Source organism: Microcoleus sp. PH2017_28_MFU_U_A (genome assembly GCF_020738035.1).
Taxonomy (GTDB): Bacteria; Cyanobacteriota; Cyanobacteriia; order Cyanobacteriales; family Microcoleaceae; genus Microcoleus.
Genome location: NZ_JAEQCX010000059.1, coordinates 39,425 through 58,748 on the forward strand (window position 1 = coordinate 39,425; position 19,324 = coordinate 58,748).

The window sequence follows — 19,324 nt, forward strand, 5'->3', positions numbered from 1 at the left end:
TTGAAGCATTACTGCACAGTCGCCAGCGGGTGCGGTACAGTAAAAACACCCGCAGCGTGGTGTTACCCAAAAAATTGTACACTTCCTAATTATCACAAACCAGACGATATGACTCAACAGCCAACCATCACCTACCGCACCGAAAGCGACTCGATGGGAGATAAACAAATCCCATCTACTGTTTACTACGGCATCCAAACTCTGCGCGCCGTTGAAAATTTTCCAATTAGCGGTATCAAGCCTTTATCAACTTACGTCGATGCTTGCGTTTTAATTAAAAAAGCTGCCGCCATAGCTAACGGTAAACTCGGCTGCATTCCTGAAGATATCAGCACAGCACTGATTAAAGCTGCTGATGAAGTTTTAGCAGGAAATTTGCGCGATCAATTTGTCGTTGATGTCTACCAAGCAGGTGCCGGAACTTCTCACCACATGAACGTCAATGAAGTTCTTTCCAATCGCGCTTTGGAAATTATGGGCGATGAAAAAGGTAACTACAAGCGCGTTAGTCCCAACGATCACGTAAACTACGGTCAATCAACCAATGATGTGATTCCAACTGCAATTCGGATTGGCGGATTGTTGGCTTTGGAAAAAACTTTGTTCCCGGCTTTGTCTGGGGCGATCGCATCCCTGGACAAAAAAGCCGTAGAATTCCACAATATCGTCAAATCCGGCCGCACTCACCTGCAAGATGCCGTCCCGGTGCGACTCGGCGAAACCTTCCGCGCTTGGGCACAGATTCTTAGAGAGCACAGCGCCAGAATTACCACTGCTTCCGGCGATTTGACATCCTTGGGATTGGGCGGAAGTGCCGCAGGAACTGGCTTAAATACTCACCCAGAATACTGCGAAAAAGTCGCTCAAATTCTTTCGGAATTAATCCAAAAACCTCTGAAACCAGCACCGCATTTAATGGCAGCAATGCAGAGTATGGCGCCGTTTGTCAATGTCTCCGGCGCCATCCGAAATCTCGCTCAGGATTGCGTTAAAATGTCCCACGACTTGCGTTTGATGGATTCCGGGCCGAAAACGGGTTTCAAGGAAATTCAACTGCCTCCCGTGCAACCTGGTTCGTCCATTATGCCTGGGAAATACAATCCGGTGATGGCAGAAATGACATCGATGGTGTGTTTTCAAGTTATGGGTTACGATAGCGCGATCGCCCTAGCAGCCCAAGCAGGACAATTAGAATTGAACGTAATGATGCCCCTAATCGCCTACAATCTAATTCACAGCATCGAAATTTTGGGCAACACCATCAGCGCCCTAACAACCAAATGCCTCGACAAAATTGAAGCCAATGGCGATCGATGTCTCGCCTACGCAGAAGGCAGTCTCGCCCTCGTTACCGCCCTCAATACTCACATCGGCTATCTCAACGCCGCCGCCGTCGCCAAAGAATCTCTCGAAACCGGCAAATCTTTGCGGCAAATTGTGCTGGAACGCGGTTTAATGAATGCAGAAGACTTGGCAACAGTTCTCGATTTGGAGAAAATGAGTGCGATGCCAGAAAACCGGGCGGTTGAAACCGCGTCTATAAAAACAAAACCCTTCTAGTGCGGGTTGAAGGCCGGGCGGTTAAAATTAAATTATTTTCTTTACACCACGCAGGTGGACTTCGTTTGTGTAGACGCGGTTTCAACCGTACGTCCTATCTAACGCCTAGGTTTCTTTAGACGCGGTTTCAACCGCCATCTTAATCTTTTCAACTCTAAAGTTTGGGAGCAATATTTATGCGCGCAGGTTCCTTTGGCAAAGTAACTCAAGATAAAGAGAACACCACTCAAGTGACATTTCATTATGTGGAAGGTCACACGGAAACCTTTACTATTCCGATGCCCGCACTAGAATTTCAAGAGGAAGTGCTGAATTTGTTAAATCAACCTTGGTTGACTTTTCATCTAGTCGATCAAACGGTTTTTATCTGCACGGCCCGATTGGTGAAAGTGGAAGTTAAACCTGCTATCCCGGAACTTCAAGGTCAAGGAATTTTCCCTAACTCCCTGCGAGTTAGTACCATGCAGCGGGCTGCTTCTGGCAGATTACCGATGTCTACTTAAACTTGGTTGATGGTAATGGGTAATTGGTAATGGGTAATTGGTAATTGGTAATTGGTAATTGGTAATTGGTAATTGGTAATCACGAAGTGTAAAAATACTAATAATCCATTTCTCCTGCCAATTCCCGATCGCCAAATCCCAAATCCCAATTCCCAATTCCCGATTCCCAGAAACAATTAGTTTAAAGCCTCTCCCCGATCGGGAGAAATTAAAATAACACGATTCATTACTCCAATCCTCTTCCTTCTTTTATCAACTGTCAACTGTCAACTGTCAACTGTCAACTGAATGATTATGTCTTCTGTTAGTTTAATTCGGGCCAATTCATACGATCGCCAAAAGCTACAAAAATCCTTAGAAAACTTGCTCGCACCCTTGGGCGGAATCTCAGCTTTTGTCAAATCGGGCGATCGTGTTTTACTCAAACCCAACCTCCTCACAGGTGCTCGCCCTACCAAAGAATGCGTCACCCGCCCAGAATTAGTTTACTGCGTGGCGAAAATGGTCATCGAAGCAGGTGGTAAACCGTTTTTAGGAGACAGTCCGGCTTTTGGTAGCGCCATGGGTGTCGCCAAAGCCAACGGTTATTTGCCACTGTTGGCAGAACTAAATTTGCCCGTAGTAGAGTTTCAAGCAAAACGTTACAAAACAGTCAGCCAAGATTTCAATCATCTCCGACTTTGCAAAGAAGCAATGGAAGCGGATGTGGTGATTAATCTGCCCAAACTCAAATCTCACGTTCAATTAACCGTCACAATGGGCGTCAAAAACTTGTTCGGCTGCGTGCCCGGGAAAATGAAGGCTTGGTGGCACATGGAAGCCGGCAAAGATAGCGCCAGATTCGGTCAAATGCTGGTAGAAACTGCCCGGACAATTAACCCAAATTTGACGATTTTGGATGGCATTATCGGTCACGAAGGTAACGGGCCCAGCGGCGGCGAACCTAAGTTTTTAGGAATTTTGGGCGCCTCCAGTGATGTGTTTGCTTTGGATCGAACTTTAGTGGAAATTATTAATGTCGATCCAGCAATGGTTCCGACTGTAGCTGCGGCGATGAGATTGGGACTGTGCTCGAATTTGGAGGAACTCGATTTTCCACTGTTGCGCCCGGAAACTCTCAAGGTTTTCGATTGGAAATTGCCGGAAAATATGATGCCGATCGACTTTGGGATGCCTCGGGTGATTAAGTCAGTGTTCAAGCACCTTTATATCCGCTTTATCAAAGAAAATAAGGGAACAAGTGTGTTTTTATCGAACAAGTGACAAAGCAAGTTACAATAATTTCGACATTTTTGGGCAGTGGCCCAAACCCTCATTCTACCGTTTAAATTTGAGCTGTCGAGAAAGCCCAAACCCTATCCCAGCCTGATTTCTGACTAAAACCTGTCCTGAGTATTGAAATTCAATGAGTTATCTTCAATAAGATGCTAAGCTAACAACCATGCCGGAGAAATCTGTTTCTGAATCCTCATAATTTTAGGGTAATCATCTACTGTGTATCAGAACACACAATTTTCAACTGCGATAACTGATTTCATGATGTAAACTGCGACTCCGGTGGTTATCAGTACATCAAGTCTGTAAAATAAGGAGAACTCCAATGCAAACTCAGAAGCCCTTAAGTCCTACTGTAGTTTCCCTTATATCGGGACAGAGTATGAAACCCTGGTTATTCATCCCGGGTGATTGGCGAAGACCTGCAAATAAAGAGTCATTTCAATTGTACTGGTGTCAAAAATCACAACTTGGATGCCTCCATCCTCTACCAGAACTAGACCAAATTGAGAGCTTCTACGACATCGACGATTACTATACTCACCATGCAGAATTTACCGACTCAGAAGCACCCTCTTCTATTTCCTTCTTCGATAAATTGCGAACCCATCTAGCTTGGCGTTTCGATAAGGGAGTAGATGTCACCACTCAATGGTGGAAACAGCAGTTCGGGACTTCTTCTTACTCGATACTAGAAATCGGTTGCGCCAATGGCAAACTGCTGGAAGACTTCAAATTGGATGGTCACAAAGTCTGGGGAGTAGAACCAGATAGACAAGCTTTGCGTTTCGCCGAGGAACGAAATCTTGATGTATATTATGGCACTGCTGAATCTTTGCCCCCGGAAATCACGTCGAGAAAATACGACATGATTATTATGAACCACGTACTGGAACATACCATAAATCCTGTACTGGCACTCCGCAATACCATGGAGTTGCTCGTGGACGGCGGCAAATTGGTGATGGAAGTACCAAATAACTCGTGTAGGGCGCTAAAAGAATCAGGGATTGCATGGCTCCATCTAGATGTGCCAAGGCATTTTTATTTCTTCACACCGGACAGTTTGCGCGCTATCTGCCAACAGGTGGGATTTGAGGTGATTTCTACCGAGTTTAATGGCTACTATCGCCTATTTACTAACGGTTGGATCGATGATGAAAGAAAAATTTTGAATGCGCTCGATTCAAGGCAATCTCCTGGGATGGTAAAGCCCAAAGCAAACAGTAAACTCCAAGCTTGGAAGTTACTACTGAAAACATTTCTGGCTCCCGACGAGAAAAAATACGATTCAGTCAGAATTGTTGTACAAAAGTCATAGTAAGAGCGAAGGAAGGGAAATAAGGCTTTGAGAATTTCTTATTACCTTGAGAATTTCAGAAGCGAGGCTTCCCATTACCTAAGACAGAACTTACGCATGACGGACGGGTGCATCTAACTTGGGCAATTACGTCTTTTTTGCCTTAGTGCTACTTTCCCCACATAGCAAAGCTTCTATAAAGCGATCGCAAGCGATGTGGCACTATTCAAGCAAACTGAGATGCTACCCTGACTCACCACCTCTGCATACGGTGTGAAAGTAGGAACAATCCCGAGCAGGAATCGCCCCTATCTCTAAGCCTCTTGCGTAAGTCCTTTGACAGTTGACAGTTGATAGTTGATAGTTCAATACGGTTCACTTAAGAATTCTTATACTCGGAGATCCCCCTAAATCCCCCCTTAAGAAGGGGGACTTTAAGAGCTTTCTTTCCCCCCTTTTTAAGGGGGGTTAGGGGGGATCGGTCTTAAGTAAACAGTATTGGTTGATAGTTGACAGCTACCTCTACCTAGAAGGAAGAGGATTCGATTAATGAATTGTTTTCTTTTAATTTATCCCGATCGCGCTTCCGGCTTTAAACCCATTCTTTTTGGTAAAAGATTTTTTTTAGGGCAGCCAGCGGGGGCGGAATCCTTTTAAAGGCAAGTCTTCGGGTGATGGAGAATTATTAGTAGATGCCGGTGGGTTTTTTAAGTTTAAAAGTATGAGAGTTGAAGAGGCGATCGCATTTCCGCCATCTGTTCTCAAATCTCCTGCGACTGGTTCCGATTTCTTGACAACTAGCCGATCTAACAGCAATTCTAACCCATCGGGCGACAAGCTCATTTTTGTCTCCACTTGGTCGGGCAAAACTAACAGCGGTTTTACTGCAAATGTCTGCAAATTAATTGCTTCTAGGGTGAGTTGCTCGGAAAAATCTTTTCCGGGCTGGCGCCTGGTTAACAAGCAGTAAAGCTGAGGATTTCTGGGATCAAACTGACAGTTGAGGAATTCTCCGGCGGTGCGGATCAATTCTTTTTGCAATCCCTGGTTGGTTACTAAAAAGATTGACTGCGTAAAATCGCTATTATACTTGAGCATTGCCGATTCTCTGCCGTCGGGAGTGAAGCTGAACACTCTCCGAAAAGATGGTATGAACTCTAAAGGTTTGACGTTTGGTGTGAGGGATAAAATGGCGATCCCGTCTGCTTGGGGATTGGCTAAAGTTGCGCTGTCTGGGGCGATCGCAAATTCTCCAGCGGGATGACTTAACAACCGCTGCGGCACCGCCGAAGTGGACGATCGCACTACCCACAAACCAATGTCCTCTGCATTGCCCCTCTTTGCCCGCTGAATCGCGATCGTCTTGCCGTCAGCAGACAGATCGAATTTGAGATTTTCATAGTCTTGATTGCCTAAAATCTGCTGAATGCTACCAGGTTTTTGAGCCGGATCGGAACTTCTGCCTGTAGTGACGGCATACAAAGATTGTTCGTACAAACCAGGCTGATATTTTGACCATTCGCTAGCAGAAAATAAAATGCGATCGCCCACTGGGTAAATTTTATAATCTTTAATTACTAAATTTTCAGGGGTGAGGATGATTTTTTGTTTGCGGGTGAGATTGTAAAGAATTAACCGCCCTTTTTCTGAGGCTTCTGTGCCAGTGTAAACAAAAGCGCGATCGGGCGTGCTAAATTGACTGACAAACGGTGCGATCGCATTTCCTTGTTTGTCAGAACCTAGTTTTTCCCGCGCTTGTTGCAATGAAATTGTATAAGTGCGATCGTACTGGGGAGGCGCGATTAAAGTATATACCAACCGTCGCCCCGACCAACTAATTTTTCCCGGCAAAGGTGGCTCGACGTGCAGGTTTGCTTCAACGCTTGCACGATCCATCGGGCGGCTGAAAGTCAGGACAAAAGCCGTATCTCTCGCCCCTACTTGTTTGTTTTCCCAGCTAAAATCGCGCACTTTCGGTAAAGATCGATCGCCCAGAGCAAGCAAAAACCCGATCGCGAAACTCAGCAATACCATCAATGATACAGCCGTGCGGTCGATCGGCTCGAATCTTGTTAATTTTCCCACAAACATACAATAGCCTGAATTTAGACTAGACTAATTGCCAAACTTGTTTCAATACAAACAAGCAATCTCAAATAAAAAGTTAAATTTTATGCGATGGCTCAAATCAGTCTGTTAAACTAATGTCTTTCCCCTCTACTCGAAAGCGATCGTGAACAAAAACCTACTGACTGTACTGGGATGCTCCGGTTCTTTAAGCTTAATGCTCTTCGCGGTAAATCCCGCCAATGCTAGCGCCCCAATTGCCCCAAATTTCAGCATTGAGCGCAATGGCGAAATATCAGCCAATCCAGACATAAATCAAGACGAAACCCAATCCTCGCTGCCAGAAATCAACTCTGACAAAATAGGAGACCTCGCCCTCATAACTTCAGGCTGCAACTGTGCTGGCTGTCGAGTTCAAGTCCCCCAAACGATCGAACAATGACGGCTGCTAGTTCCTCAGCAATCTAAATAGCAAGTTACAAAGCAAGCAAAACAAAAATCACAGAAAACAACCCATTAATTCTCGATTTAAATAGTCACAAGTTTAAAGTTGCCAGTTAAAATAATTATTTATTATTTCTACTTTCGGCTTGTGGCTTTTTATTAGTCAAAACTGACTATTTACAACACAATAGATAAAATTCAACCATACAATACTTCTTCCACAGGCGGCGTGGCGTCTTTGGGGTCGAACTCTTTTAATTTGAAAGCTTGCAGCAAAAACAGCCAGATATAAAGCGGATTTAACAAAACATACCGCTTCCAGAGGCGTCGGGGTTCCTTCATGAACCTAAACAGCCATTCCAAACCCATCTTACCTAAAATCTCAGGAGATTTAGCCAAATTTCCCGCATGAAAATCGTAGGCTGCACCTACAGCAATCAGTGGCATTGATATGTCATCCCGGTATTCGTAAGCCCAGACTTCTTGTCGCGGACAGCCCAAACCTACAAAAGTAATGGCTGCACCGCTGTTGCGAATTTGCAGCGCAATTTCCTTTTTCTCTTCCGGCGAAACGTGCCTAAATTTAGAAGGCTGAGTTCCAGCAATAATTAACTTGGGATAAAGTTGGCAGAGATTGCGAGACAAAGCCTCCAGTACAGAAGCTTTAGAGCCGTACAAATAGATAGATAATCCTTCTTCGGCCGCACGTTCGCAGATTTCTAACATCGCATTCGGCCCGCAAACTCGATCGGGCAATCCCGTATTGTAGAGCAAATTTAACGCCCACCTTACCGGTTGTCCATCCGGCAATACTAAGTCAATGTGATTGAGCCGATAGCGGTGAGTGCTGTCAAGAACCCCTGTCATTACCCCGTGCACCGCTAGAGCCGAAACTGAAAGTGGTTTTCCTGCCTTGGCTGCCGCAATAATTTTGCTGACAGCCGCTTCATAATTCAGGGCATTTACTAATATGCCTAGTACATTCTTTTTCCCGAGATCGATCATAGAACACCTCTGTAAGCCAACAGCCGTTACAGTCATAAATCTCCTGTAGGATTTGTTTAACGTTGTATTCAATCTTTACCAAAAATGCCAGCCCATTATTTTTGTCCCGCTCAATTCTGCGCCCCTTCTTTCAGCCAGCGCTCGCGGTTACAGTCATAAATCTCCTGTAGGATTTGTTTGACGTTATATTTCATTTTCCAGTCAGGATAGTGGCTGGAAAATTTTGAGTTGTCGCTAATCCACCAAATGTGATCGCCAATGCGATTCCCTTCTGCATATGTCCAATTAAATTTGCGTTCAGCAATTGCCTCACACATCTGGATGGCTTCTAACATCGAACAATTGCTATATCTGCCTCCTCCTGTATTATAAACCTGGGCGCTTCTGGGAGCTTTATAAAATTCATAAAAAGCAGAAATTAAATCAGCACTGTGAATGTTGTCGCGGACTTGCTTGCCTTTGTACCCAAACACGGTGTAGGGAGTTCCTGTCACGGCGCACTTCATCAAGTAGGCGAGAAATCCGTGTAATTGAGCTCCCGAATGATTGGGCCCAGTCAGACAGCCACCCCTAAAACAAGCCGTATTCATATTAAAATAACGACCGTATTCTTGAACTAAAATATCAGCGGACACCTTAGACGCACCAAACAAACTGTGCAGGCACTGATCGATTGACATATCTTCCCGAATCCCACCTTCGTAAGTGTGACCTGGTTCAATTTCCCACCTGTGTTCTAATTCAATTAAAGGTAATTTGTTGGGCGTATCGCCGTATACTTTGTTGGTAGAAGTAAAAATGAAAACGGCTTTGGGACAGTACAAGCGAGTTACTTCTAAAAGATTGAGAGTACCGTTAGCGTTGACGGTAAAATCTATTTTAGGAGCGCGGGCAGCCCAATCGTGGCTGGGTTGGGCTGCTGTGTGAATTACTAACTCGATCGACTCGCCATACCGCTGAAAGATATTGGTAATCGCTTCATAGTCGCGAATGTCCACATCTAAATGGTAATACTTTGTTCCCAGTGATTTTTCGAGTTGTTGGCGGTTCCAATTAGTAGAACCATCAGCACCAAAAAAGAACTGACGCATATTGTTGTCGATGCCAACGATGTCGAAACCTTGTTTGGCAAAGAATTTACAAGCCTCGGATCCAATTAAACCCGCCGCTCCAGTAATAATTGCAACGCTCACGTTTCACCGCCTAAAAAATATAGTTTTCTTTGTTTTGTGCGATCGCACAAATCAGAAGTTATCCTGATTTGCCTTGGAATACATCTTCGCACAATTCGGCGCACAATTCGGCAAAAAATTTACCTTTTATGTTCCAGTCATATATTTCCCGGACGCGCTTTTGACCGGCTTGACCCAAGCGATCTCGCAATTCACGATCGTGCGCTAAACACACTATAGCTTCTGCTAGACCTTTCGTCGAATTTTCGGGCTCGCTAGCCTTGACTTTAATGCCAGTTTGGGCCGTTACTTGAGTCGCAGGCCCACCTAAATCCAAACAAATCGTAGGACGCCCAATCCCCATGATTTCAGTACATACAAAACCTCCCGAGTCGTGCAAACTCGGATGGAGGAGAACATGAGACTCGCCCATTTTTGAAAGAGTTTCAGTACGCGATAAAGCTCCCCAAAAATATACTTTATTTGCCAGTCCCAATTCTGTTACCAAAGCTTCTAAACGCTTCCTTTCCGGGCCGTCTCCCACAATCCAGTATTCCGATTCTTCCACGTTTGCCTCCGCAAATGCACGGAGTCCCAAGTGCACTCCTTTCCAGTGTAATAGACGACCCACACTAATAAATCTAATTGGTCGATCGGGCGGGGTTGGAAATTTTTCTAGTTCCTCAATTTCCTGCTGGGACAAACCGACTTGCGAGAAAATTTTCACATTTTTTGCTTTGAGAAATCGCAGTCGGGCTGCTGTTTCTTCGGTAGTTGCTAGCGCGATCGCACTGCGACGCGCCGTCAGCCCCACAAACGGATCGCGTTCTCCTACGCTTTGAGCCAATGCTCGCAGTGTTTCATAAATTCTGCCCCGGCGGCTAAAATCTTGCCAAAAAGGCTTTGGTGCTGCTTCTGCACCCCCGACAGGCCCCCAAATAAAAGGATGCGGCAACAGCGCCAGGAAACTTGGTGACCAATGTTTGACATAAGTTACGTGGTGTACTATGTCAAAACCGATTTCGCGATCGAGCTTTCGAGCGATAAAATAAGCCCAGATTTGCCACAGATAGTAGTGAAGTTGCAGCAATCCTTGTTTTCCTTTCCAATCTTCGCTCCACCCAAACGGATCGAAATAAACAAAGTGCAGGTTGGGCACTGGATTGCGTTCTAGTTCTGCTTCAATGTACGATCGACAAAACGTCCGAGTAAATACCCAACTTTCGTGATGTTTAGCAGATTGGATAACAGTATTCCATCCTACTCCCTCTTCAGATCCTAGATTTGGTTCGCAAGCAAAGGCAGATAATAGAACTTTCATAGGTAATTGGGAATAGGGAATAGGGCATAGGGCATTGGGCATTGGGCATTGGGAATTGGGAATTGGGAATTGGGAATTGGGAATTGGGAATTGGGAATTGGGAATTGGGAATTGGGAATTGGGAATTGGGAATTGGGAATAAATAACCAATAACCAATAACTAACAACTAACAACTAACAACTAACAACTGTCAACTGTCAACTGTCAACTGTCAACTGTCAACTGTCAACCGTCAACCGTCAACTGACTTCATCAAAAAAGATGTAACTTCGACATAAGCTTTAGCTGCTGTTTCAGGAGATTTTTGAGAAATTAGCTGTCGCGAACACTCTCCCATCGATTCAATCAAATTAGGATTGTCTATGAGAATCTGCATTTTTTCTGCCAACTCCTTGGCATTGTTAGGGTCAAAAATATAACCGTTTTCCCCAGACGCAATTAACTCACAGGAAGCTGCACCGTTAGAACACAATACCGGTTTCCCAAACACCATTGCTTCCGGTACAACCATACCCCAGACATCCTCAAAAGTAGGAAAAACAAAAATATCAGCAAGCTGAAAATAAGCTCCCAAACTTCCGTAGTCAACCCATCCCACCCAGTTTACTTGCTCGGGGAAATCTTGCTCTTTAATAAAAGCTTCCAACTCCTCTCGCTGGTCGCCCTTGCCAACAATTAGTAAAGTATAATCAGAATATCCTTGCTTTTTGAGAAGGGCACAAGCTTCTAACAGCGTCTTAATTCCTTTTCTAGCTGTGATCCGTCCCACATATAAAAAAACTGGGTGTTTGAGATCTAAATTTAGTGGCTTGGTTGTGACCAAAGGTTTCAGCAGCGTTTCCGCATCGGGAACTAAATAAGTTCTCGTAAAAACTTGCTCTTGGGGTGCATGGAGAACTTCCACCAAATATCTTTTTCCAGCTTGGCTGTTAGAAACAAAAGCATCGGCAAACTTAGCTAGAATGCGTCTGGCGAATGTCCGAAAACTCGAATCTCGAAAATCTGTGTTTGGCGAACTCCCGTCATAAATAATTGCAACTCGCCATTGACAAAGCGGTTTGAGGAGAATTACCAAGACAGTCCACAAAGAAAAAGCTTGAGGAAAAACTACTTGTGGCCTAAATTTAAGCAAATGACCGATGATGCTAGGCGAGACTGCGATGAAACCGCGATCGTATCCTGTTTCGATCTTTTCTGTCTCGACAAATTTAGTCTCCCCTACCAATTTAATTGCTGATGCTCCCGGTAGCGTCGGATCGAACCCAGACCAAACGCGACCAGTATAAAACACAGTATTTTTATATACTTTTGTAAATTCTCTTAATACAGGCTGCCAATATGCGCCCAATTCTACTTCTGGAACCAGCCAAGCGACGCGCAAATCATCTCTATCGACCATGCTATTCACCTTCAGTTTTGTTTTTATTGAATCCCAGCTTGCTTAAAACTGAAAACCAAACTAACCTTCTGTAAGGTAGCAACCAATATACTGGCCAGAATAAACCACCGTGACGGCGAGCAAAAACTTTCCACTCTTCCCAGGGTTGAAGGGTAGCATCTTTAAAAGCTAAACCCTTGGGTTGGTTCATTTTTTCCAAGCCTTCACTCATATTGGCAGCCGCTATTGTTGTTGATTGCGGATTGGGAGAACAGGTTCCTTGATAGCCTGGAGCTATCCAAACTGTACAGCCTTTTTGTCGGGCACGCAGACCGTATTCCCAATCTGATAGATAATGAATAAAGGCTGGATCGAGATTGCCAACCAGTTCAACCACGCTGCGGGGAATTAACACGCAGTTACCATTCATGCTGTCACAAGGCTGAGGTGCTTTTGTTGGCTGAAGGAAGCGAAATTTAAAGGGAAGTAATGGGGTAATCTTGACTATACCGCCGTATGTAAAATCACCGGTTTCTGGATCGCGAGTAGAGCCGGCAACGATCGCCTTTTTTTCTCCTTTTTTGATTAGCTCGCTACTGGTGGCGAGCAAGTCGTTGAAAGCTTCTGGTTCGAGTACGGTGTCGTCGTTGAGCCAGACATAGTAGTCTGGATCGTCTTTCATAGCTTCGCTGAAAGCAACCCGCATTCCTCCATTCCAAAATAAGTTACCATCTCCCGAAAAAATCTTGACGTGAGGGTATGTTTGCTGTATTACTTCTGCTGTGCCATCAGTGCTACCATCATCTACCAGATAAGCATTGAGTGCAATTTCCTTTGTTAATTTTTGCTTAAACAGCGACTCTAGAGTGGCCAAAGTCTTTAACTTGCGGTTATGGCAAGTCATCAGGACTGCTATACTTATCTGCTCCATCTATATCAAATATTGGGCTGTTTGTGCAAAATTGGTATAAAACTGTCCTCGGGCGATCGACAATGCCGATCGCAGGCGAGTCCTATTCAATTAATAACTTAATCTGTCACAAGTATCAAGATATTTAGTCGATCGTTTATTTTTTGATTGGCCAGCTTTGCCCAGCCTCTAATTGCCTGACGGTGTAATTGTAACAATCAACACGTCGGCTGTCCGAAAATATACTAATAAACACCCAAAAATCGGCATTATAAATACCCTACAAGTTTTACATTTAATCAGTTTTACTTACTTAGGAGTTTGGCAAACTTCTTGATAAAGATTTTGATACTCGCGAGCTTGCACTTCTAAGGTAAACTTGGCTTCAACTTTCTCTCGTGCTAGGCGACAAAGCTTTTGGTGCCGCTCACCATCTTCTAGCACCCAAGCAATCCCTCGCGCTAAATCCTCGGTATCATAGGGTTGGGCTAAATAGCCATTGTACTGGCGATCGACAATATCTTTTAGTCCCGTCACATCAAAAGCCACCACAGGCGTACCGCAAGCCATGGCTTCCGATGCCGTCTGCCCAAAAGCTTCGTACCGCGAAGGTACAACCATCACATCCGCCGCTGCATAAACCTGTGACAAAGTAGTATCATCCAACCTGCCTAAATAATGAGTTTTGAAACCAACATCGATCGGGCTTTCAGGCTCAGAACACCCAAAAACCAACAGTTCAATCTTATCTTGCCAACCCGACTGACTGAGGCTTTGCAAAGCCGGAACCAGCAACGGAAACCCCTTCCAGCGATCGCCCGTACCCTGCATCGCCCCAAACAAGACCAACTGTTTATCTTGAGGCAAATTCAAACTATCCCTCACCTGCGGGCGGTTCAGCGGCTTGTAGAGTTCAGCATCAAGGCCATTCGCAATGACTTTAACTGGATAATTTTTCAACAAAGAACTAGATTTCGCGCATTCAGCCAACCAATGACTCGGAGTTACCAAAGTCAGATTCAAATTTTGCCAAGCCTCAGCTTTCCGCTGCCAAATCCAACGAGAAATATCAGCATCCTTAGTGCTGTGCAGTTGCGGACAAGCACCGCAAGCATCAAGATAGCGATCGCAATTTTCACTGTAGTGACATCCACCCGTAAACGCCCACATATCGTGCAGCGTCCAAACCACCGGTTTATTAAACTTAGCCAGAGTTTCAATCTGCATATAACCTTCACAAACCCAGTGCAAATTGATCGCATCAGGGTTAATTTTGGCAACTTCCGATGCCAAGGAATCAGGAACCCATTGCGGCGAAAAAATTACCTGACCTAGTTTGGGATAAACTTTTAACGGCAATCTATTTAATTTTCCTCGGAGACTCTTAAACTTTTCTCCTAACCTTGTCGGCATCAACCGCACAGTTTCATCATCACTAAACTTATAACCAGCCAAAATTTCGGAATTCACCCCGATACTTTGCAAGCCCTTGTGCAGCCGATAAGTCGCCCTCGCAGCACCGCCTTTAAGATCGTAATTACTCACCAGCAGAACATTCATCGAAACATCCTCATTATCAAATCCCTTCTCCTCTTCTCTTTCTCTGCGCCCTCTGCGCCCTCTGTGGTTAAATCCTTAAAAATCCCAAACCAAAGACCCAAATCCCCGACTCATTCAAAAAGTAGGATATCTAAAAAACAGCATTTTTACTTACATTTTCAATAATCCTTTAATTTTGCGCTGGACTTTCTTGACCAATTTCGGATCGTAATCATATAAACTCTCTTGAGTAAAGCGATCCGCTTGGGCATCGCGAATCACAAACGGAGGATGTTTTAGAGGAAAGGCGATCGGTTCAACAGACATATTGTTGTAGGGACTATTGATATCATCCGTGTGAGTCCCCCCCGTTCCGTGTCCGATATTTGCAGCTAAATTGACATTAGACAAAATATTCAAACCATTTTGAATAAAACTCGCAAATGTCCACTGAAAATCCCATGTATCAATAGCTTTGTCGTAACACAACTGACAAGTTTTAGTCCAGATTTTGGCAGCATGAGCATCTTCCAATACATCCATCAAAAAATTTCCATCTCGAACCGACGGCCACAGCTTCATATCTAGATCGTAGTGTCGCCAAGCTCGCCTCCAACTCGCCCAACTCCAGCAATGAGTGTAGCGAGAAAAGTAGTAGCTACAATCAGTTCGCTGCTTGCCAAACTGCACGTTTTGACCAGATATCGACATAATTCTTTCGTCGTATCGGTAGCGTTCCAACAACTCTTCGGCAAAGTAGAAAAAGCTACTATCAGGCAAACAATCATCCTCAATAATAATCGCCTCTTCCACCGTATCAAACACCCAATCTAACCCGCTAGAAACTCGCTGGCGACAGCCCAAATTAGTCTCAGCATAGTTCCGCAAAACTTCGCATTCCCAATCCACCTGCTCAATAATCGCGCGAGCCGCAGCGCATTGCGCGTCTTCTCCCGGCTTGTCCGGCCGCGGCCCGTCAGCAACTACTAACAATTTTGACGGCTTGACTTTGCGAATTTCTGCGAATACTCTCTGAGTTTCTTCGGGGCGTTTAAAAATAATAAATGCGACGGGGGTTTTTAACGGTCGATCGAACATTTACACAACTCCACTATGCTAATTGCTGACAACACTTTTGACTTTCGACAATCTCCTTTTGATACCAGAAATTCTATTGTCAAAAACATCCAAGACAGTCTTAGAAATATTCCGTTGTGGTATGCCAACATAACCCGCAACATATTTAGTAAACTGCTCTCCTAAAGGCAAATTCCAAAAATCTGATTGGGGATTAGAAACTTGTGCAAAAATTCGCTTAATTCCGTATCCTTTTTCGGCTGGCAAATGCCATATATCCATTTTTAAATCAGCCTCAGTTGCCGTATGAATGATCGGCGATGTCCACACTCGATTAAAATAAGCATTGCCGCTGCTGCGAGCATATCCCAGCTTGTTGTAAATGTAGGTGAGCATCTGCTCTTCTGTATTTAATTTTGTCTTTCCTTCGGCAAATCTTTGCAAGCAAGTCTCCCAGATCGAGTCTACTTCGTCGGACAATATTTTAATGTGTTTGCCACTTCCTACGATAAATTCTGCACCAAAATACTTGGGAGGCTCATCTACTTTATAGCCTAATTCCTCATAAATTTTCTGCATTTCTCGCCTGGTTAAACCGCTGATTTTTTTGTCTTCAGGCTCGTACAAATCGTAGGTAGCCAAACCTTGTTTTTCAATATCGGCAATTATGCGATCGGCGGAGTTTACCCACACGCAGTCAGAGTCTAAAGCTATACAGCGATCGTTTAACGCTGAATGATTTTTCAAATATTGAATAATGTCAAACTTAAAAAACGTACTTCTGAAGGCGGGGTAGTATTCCATTGGTGGCTGATAGGTAAATGGAATCCGGACAACTTTAACTCCGATTTTGTCGAAAAACTCAACGGTGTTAAAGCTTTCAATATTTGGAATGCGATCGGCATTCGTAAATAAGATATGCTGAGCTGCCGGGTTATTTCTAACGCTGGAAGCAAAATATACCACCGCACATCGCCAGTAAACTGATTGAAATTTTTCCGAAGAAGATTTAGCATCCGATCCTTGGGGATATTTACTTTCCTGGCCTTCTTCATCGCAGCACATTCCAGTAACTATGTAAACAGAACCGCTGTCATTCATCGTGTATATCTCCTGTTATCTTTAAAGTTTGGAGTAAATTAAAGCCGTGAAGCGAAGCTATCCCTAAGGGAATCGCCCGTCATGTGAAAATAGAAATCCAAGCGCTTGATAATCATTTCAGAACCAATATGCGCTAAGTTTTTTAAGCTAGTCGCCAGCGGCAGATATCGATAGCGAAACGAAGACAGTCTGGGATCTGTTTCTTGATATAAAATATCTTGAGCAAAATTGCCCCACCTTTCATCGATCATATCGATCGTCATACCAGCGTGTCCCGAAGGCAGCAACATATTGGAACCGTGAATCCCAATTACCAAGCGACTCTCTGAATAAACCTGACACATTTGCCTCTCAGTTTTTTCATCGAACTTATCCACTCTGAAATCTTCTACCCACTCTGGAAAGCTAGTGTTTTTGCCTAAACCTACAACTGCAAACTTAGCTTGCGGCAGCAACTTTCGCATTTTCGCAAACAACCTCTGCACTTTCCAATTTTGAATACTTAAAGGAATTTGTAGCAAGTTAATTTTTCTGAAAATTTTGACAACCAAATGCCGGCACCACAGCCGATCTTCCCGCCAAACAAAAGTAATTTTGTATTCTTCCTTATCAAAATCGTGTTTGGCAACCCCCGTAAATTTACTAATGTCAAATTGACTGGGGTGAGAATAGGCTTCACTGATGTAAACTTCCTGGAAACGTTCTAACTGTTTGCTGACAAAATTGCCAAAACTGGGATAGTAACACTGACCGTTTTTCAGCGATATAGGTACTGTCCAGACTTCAGCAACTCCTTCGGGAACCATCCACCTCATAAATTTTTGGACAATGACAATCAAACCAAATTCTGGGTGAGATTCTAAATGTCTCTGTGCGTTGAGCAACTTTAAAAGGCTGTGTCCGTACAGATAATCGATGCAGTTTAATACGATCGCCCGATCGCAAGATTTAAAGATTTCTTGAGTAATTTCTAGGTGTTCGTTTTGAGGATTTTGCAGAGATTTGAGCAAGGGTTTTGCTAAAAATTCTTCCGCATATTTGTCATCACTAAAAGTTGTTCCTTCAGCTAAGTTAATGCTGTAAGCAGTTTTAGCCGCGTGGCCAATTCTCAACTCGTCAATGATTTCGCCACCTCCTGGAGACTCAGACACAACACAGATGCGGGAACCTTGCCACAATACTTTGACAGGTTTGAGTATTTGCCCAGAAGAGGGACAGTGCGATCGGTGTTCGAGCTTGGGTTTAATTTCAATCATTTGATCAATCCTATCAGCCTGGATGCAGCCTTGTATAAATTCAGCGAATTCAGAATTAAATTACCAAAAGGTCTCAGTTCTTTAATCAAAAAGTTGACTAAAATAATTACATAGAAATAAGTAATTAAAGTTGCCGCAGTTGCTCCAAAAGCTCCATATTTAGGAATTAGTAGAGAGTTCAATACTATATTAAAAAATGAGCCAATAAATGTCAAGTAAAGACCGTATCGCAGTTGACCTTCTAAGGCAAAATAGGTATTTCTAGCGATGCCGAAGTTACTGCCAAATTGAGCCCAAACGTAGATTGACAATACCCTGGCTGACTCTGTATATTGAGCGCCGTAGAGAGTTTGGACTATGAAAGGAGCTAGCAGAGAGATTGGTAATGCCACTCCCAACCACAAAAATAACATGGCATCTGAGTAAATCTGAAAGTTTTTTAAGTATTCGCCATAATTTTTTTCTCTTAACTGTGCGAGTTTCGGGAAAATAGAAGAAGCGATGATCACAGGCAAAAAATCACATATTTCTGATAATTTGACTGCAACTGCATAATATCCTAACTCAGTTTTATTTATAGAGCCGAGCATGATTTGATCGATTTTGGAATAAATAAAAACCGCCAAGCCTGAAAGCACCAGCGGCCAACTTTCGTGAAGCAGTTCTTTACCTCGCTGCCAACTGACTCGCCACAGCTTTAAATCATTTCCCTTGTTTTGATAGACAATTGCGATCGCCAATCCGGCTAATGCTACCTCTCCCAACCTGATCCAAGCAAAAGCAATCAGTGGTGCTTTGAGTTGAATTAATCCGATTCTGAGTCCTGCAACCAGTAATGATACGCAATTTTTAGCGACAACTGTATACTTAGATTTAACTTGAGATTGAAACCAAAAATTTATTGTTTCAAAGGACTGAAAAATCGTGCCGGCGGCGATAATCCCTACCAGCCAACGAGTTAAGCTGTCATTGGGATTCTGTATTGAAATCACTGTGACAGTGAGCAGTAAAGTGATGATTCCGCCTGCTAATTGTATGGCAAAAGCAGTCCCTAGAGTCTCTTCTTTGCAGTCGGGATTGCGAGCAATGTCTCGCACTACCAGAGTACCCAATCCCATTGTTGCCACCGAGGAAAACAGCGAAACAAAGGCGATCGCATAATTGATTAAGCCAAATTGTTCCGGGCCCAGATATCGTGCTACCCACACTCCCACCAGCAGACCCAGACTCATCTGCAAAATTTGGTCAGTCAACAGCCAAGCCAGGTTGCCGAGTACCTGGCGGAGGCCGGGGCCGAGCTTTTGACTGACCGCATTTAGCTTATCTAACATCAGAAAGTTTTCAGTCCTTGTCAGAAATAAATATACTTTTCGAGCGTTCGGGAATTAATCAAAAACCAGGCTCATTAATATAGT

General features: G+C 43.9%; 17 protein-coding genes. 5 read left to right on the top strand and 12 right to left on the bottom strand.

Going from position 1 to position 19,324, the window contains the following annotated elements; translation table 11 throughout:
* Positions 1-108: 108 nt before the first annotated feature.
* The gene (locus tag JGK14_RS15110) at positions 109-1,560 is read left to right on the top strand and encodes an aspartate ammonia-lyase (RefSeq protein ID WP_293206938.1); all 1,452 of its coding nucleotides are present in this window, start codon (positions 109-111) and stop codon (positions 1,558-1,560) included.
* Positions 1,561-1,736: 176 nt separating this feature from the next.
* On the top strand, positions 1,737-2,063 hold the full coding sequence (locus JGK14_RS15115; protein WP_293206940.1) for a hypothetical protein: 327 nt from the start codon (positions 1,737-1,739) through the stop codon (positions 2,061-2,063).
* On the opposite strand, the gene JGK14_RS15120 is transcribed toward JGK14_RS15115, so the two are convergent.
* Entirely contained in the window at positions 2,060-2,239 is a 180-nt protein-coding gene (locus tag JGK14_RS15120) for a hypothetical protein (protein ID WP_325315232.1), read from the bottom strand. The genes JGK14_RS15115 and JGK14_RS15120 overlap by 4 nt on opposite strands.
* A 118-nt stretch (positions 2,240-2,357) precedes the next feature.
* Between JGK14_RS15120 and JGK14_RS15125 the strand changes: the two genes are divergently transcribed.
* Entirely contained in the window at positions 2,358-3,326 is a 969-nt protein-coding gene (locus tag JGK14_RS15125) for a DUF362 domain-containing protein (RefSeq protein WP_293206944.1), read from the top strand.
* Positions 3,327-3,720: 394 nt separating this feature from the next.
* Positions 3,721-4,659, top strand: a complete 939-nt coding sequence (locus JGK14_RS15130) for a class I SAM-dependent methyltransferase (protein ID WP_293191965.1) — start codon at positions 3,721-3,723, stop codon at positions 4,657-4,659.
* A gap of 603 nt (positions 4,660-5,262) precedes the next feature.
* On the opposite strand, the gene JGK14_RS15135 is transcribed toward JGK14_RS15130, so the two are convergent.
* Positions 5,263-6,729: an Ig-like domain-containing protein gene (locus JGK14_RS15135; protein ID WP_325315233.1), complete on the bottom strand. Its 1,467-nt coding sequence runs from the start codon at positions 6,727-6,729 to the stop codon at positions 5,263-5,265.
* A gap of 142 nt (positions 6,730-6,871) precedes the next feature.
* Here JGK14_RS15135 and JGK14_RS15140 point away from each other — a divergent pair, with 142 nt between their 5' ends.
* Complete coding sequence (locus JGK14_RS15140) at positions 6,872-7,147, top strand: hypothetical protein (protein WP_325315234.1); 276 nt, start codon at positions 6,872-6,874, stop codon at positions 7,145-7,147.
* A 200-nt stretch (positions 7,148-7,347) separates the two neighbouring features.
* Here the strand turns inward: JGK14_RS15140 and JGK14_RS15145 are convergent, their stop codons facing one another.
* From JGK14_RS15145 to JGK14_RS15190, 10 genes are all read right to left on the bottom strand, one after another.
* Positions 7,348-8,154: a WecB/TagA/CpsF family glycosyltransferase gene (locus JGK14_RS15145; RefSeq protein WP_293183711.1), complete on the bottom strand. Its 807-nt coding sequence runs from the start codon at positions 8,152-8,154 to the stop codon at positions 7,348-7,350.
* 110 nt (positions 8,155-8,264) lie between these two features.
* Positions 8,265-9,347, bottom strand: coding sequence for an NAD-dependent epimerase/dehydratase family protein (locus tag JGK14_RS15150; RefSeq protein ID WP_293183713.1), 1,083 nt, complete (start codon positions 9,345-9,347; stop codon positions 8,265-8,267).
* Positions 9,348-9,405: 58 nt separating this feature from the next.
* Positions 9,406-10,647 (bottom strand): glycosyltransferase family 4 protein, encoded by a 1,242-nt coding sequence (locus JGK14_RS15155; protein ID WP_325315235.1) that lies wholly within the window; start codon positions 10,645-10,647, stop codon positions 9,406-9,408.
* Between the two features lie 233 nt (positions 10,648-10,880).
* Positions 10,881-12,047 carry a glycosyltransferase family 4 protein gene (locus JGK14_RS15160; RefSeq protein WP_293183717.1) on the bottom strand — a complete coding sequence of 389 codons (1,167 nt, stop codon included), beginning with the start codon at positions 12,045-12,047 and terminating at the stop codon, positions 10,881-10,883.
* Position 12,048: 1 nt separating this feature from the next.
* Positions 12,049-12,930 (bottom strand): glycosyltransferase family 2 protein, encoded by an 882-nt coding sequence (locus tag JGK14_RS15165; RefSeq protein WP_325315236.1) that lies wholly within the window; start codon positions 12,928-12,930, stop codon positions 12,049-12,051.
* A 315-nt stretch (positions 12,931-13,245) separates the two neighbouring features.
* Positions 13,246-14,496 carry a glycosyltransferase family 4 protein gene (locus JGK14_RS15170; RefSeq protein WP_325315237.1) on the bottom strand — a complete coding sequence of 417 codons (1,251 nt, stop codon included), beginning with the start codon at positions 14,494-14,496 and terminating at the stop codon, positions 13,246-13,248.
* 150 nt (positions 14,497-14,646) lie between these two features.
* Positions 14,647-15,573: a glycosyltransferase family 2 protein gene (locus JGK14_RS15175; protein ID WP_325315238.1), complete on the bottom strand. Its 927-nt coding sequence runs from the start codon at positions 15,571-15,573 to the stop codon at positions 14,647-14,649.
* A gap of 18 nt (positions 15,574-15,591) precedes the next feature.
* The gene (locus tag JGK14_RS15180) at positions 15,592-16,653 is read right to left on the bottom strand and encodes a hypothetical protein (protein WP_325315239.1); all 1,062 of its coding nucleotides are present in this window, start codon (positions 16,651-16,653) and stop codon (positions 15,592-15,594) included.
* A gap of 38 nt (positions 16,654-16,691) precedes the next feature.
* Positions 16,692-17,909 carry a hypothetical protein gene (locus JGK14_RS15185; protein WP_325315240.1) on the bottom strand — a complete coding sequence of 406 codons (1,218 nt, stop codon included), beginning with the start codon at positions 17,907-17,909 and terminating at the stop codon, positions 16,692-16,694.
* On the bottom strand, positions 17,906-19,240 hold the full coding sequence (locus JGK14_RS15190) for a flippase (protein WP_325315241.1): 1,335 nt from the start codon (positions 19,238-19,240) through the stop codon (positions 17,906-17,908). Before JGK14_RS15190 ends, JGK14_RS15185 begins: the two co-directional genes overlap by 4 nt.
* Positions 19,241-19,324 lie beyond the last annotated feature (84 nt).